We start from the raw sequence: 1,494 nt of genomic DNA, 5'->3' as shown, positions 1-1,494 counted from the left end.
TGTATGTCTTCAAACCAATTTAGACATTTTGGTTTAAATCTTTAAGGAGGATTTTCGGTTTATAAACTTACTAATTTTTGTTGGTTATATATTTGTCTTCTTTTACGGATGGATTCTTCTTTTATCTGCTTTCTTTTTTCCAAAATCTGTTCTGATCTTCCGAAGTATACATCCCTCGGAGTTAGGTTATTTATCGACTCGTGATAGCGCTTGTTATTGTAGTTTTCCACAAATTTTTCCAGTGCCTGGATGAGCTCTTCGGGATGATAAAAATGATTTAGTTTCACTACATTTTTCATAGTTCTGTGATAACGTTCAATCTTACCTTGGGTCTGGGGATGCATTGGTTTTCCGTGAACCTGCTCCATCTTTAAATTATCTTTAAGATAGGTTTTCAGCTCATTGGAGACGTAGCAGGAACCGTTATCTGAGAGCAGTTTCGGTTTAGATTTGGTCTTTAATTTCGCTTTTTTAATGGCTGTGTCCACCGTTCGTTTCACATCTTCGGCTTTCATCGAGTCGCATAGCTCCCAGTGAATGATGTAGCGGCTATAGTCGTCCAAAATCGTGCTTAGATAGTACCATCCCCAGCCAATGATCTTGAAATAGGTAAAATCTGTCTGCCACATTTGATGCACAAATTCCGTTTTGTCTTTGAACTCATTTGCTGCTGAAAGAAGAAAATGATTCGGTGCCGGGATTAAGTCTCTTTGCTTCAAAATACGGTAAACACTGGATTCTGAAATAAAAACACCTTGCTCATCGGTAATTTTGTAGGCTAGTTCCCTTGCAGACAATTCGGTGTGTTCCAAAGCGATTTCTACCACCAAATCTTTCTGTCTTTCAGGAATGCTGTTCCATTGTCTTGTGTTTGTCCTTTTCGTAGTTTCCAAGCCATCATAGCCGTATTCAAGGTAGCTTTGATACCATTTGTAAAAACTACTTCTGGCGATTCCAAAACTTTCCAAGGTTCGCTTCACACCGATTTCACTCCTGGTCACCGTTTGAATGATTTCGTATTTCTCGGCTGCTGATAATCTCATATATTTCCTATATTTATCGATTAATCCAGCCTGTCTAAACTTTTTTTTACAATATCATAGCGAACGACTAGGTCAGCTACGATCTCTTTCAAACGAGCGTTTTCCTTCTTCAGGTCTGATACGTCATCAATCGTAGCCTCTCGAGCTACATCTCCATTCAGACGCTTCTTTCCTGCTTCCATAAACTCCTTGTTCCAAGCATAGAACTGCGATTGTGCAATGTTATGGTTCCTGCAAAGTTCGGCTACAGAGGTCTCAGCTCGAAGACCTTCCATCACGATTAGAATCTTTTGCTCTGCGGTAAATATTCTGCGGGTGTTTTGCCGAATATCTTTTACAAATTTTTCGGTCGGTTTCTTTTTCGGTGTTGCCATAATTAAAATTACTCTTTTTATGAAAACACTCCTTAAATTTCTAATATCAAATGTCCACTTTTTGCTGACGATTTACA

The 1,494-nt window shown here is 38.8% G+C and carries 1 protein-coding gene; it reads right to left on the bottom strand.

What is annotated here, in order from left to right:
- Window positions 1-59 precede the first annotated feature (59 nt).
- Window positions 60-1,417 (bottom strand): IS3 family transposase gene (locus tag SB689_RS22510; RefSeq protein ID WP_410694310.1). Its coding sequence is split into 2 segments (ribosomal slippage): window positions 60-1,079 and window positions 1,082-1,417, totalling 1,356 coding nucleotides; the frame shifts between segments, so codons are not numbered across the junction.
- Window positions 1,418-1,494 lie beyond the last annotated feature (77 nt).

This window comes from Chryseobacterium sp. SIMBA_038 (genome assembly GCF_046535115.1).
Lineage (GTDB): Bacteria > Bacteroidota > Bacteroidia > Flavobacteriales > Weeksellaceae > Chryseobacterium.
Note: the sequence above shows the minus strand (reverse complement) of the source record. Positions and strands in the feature narration are given on the sequence as shown.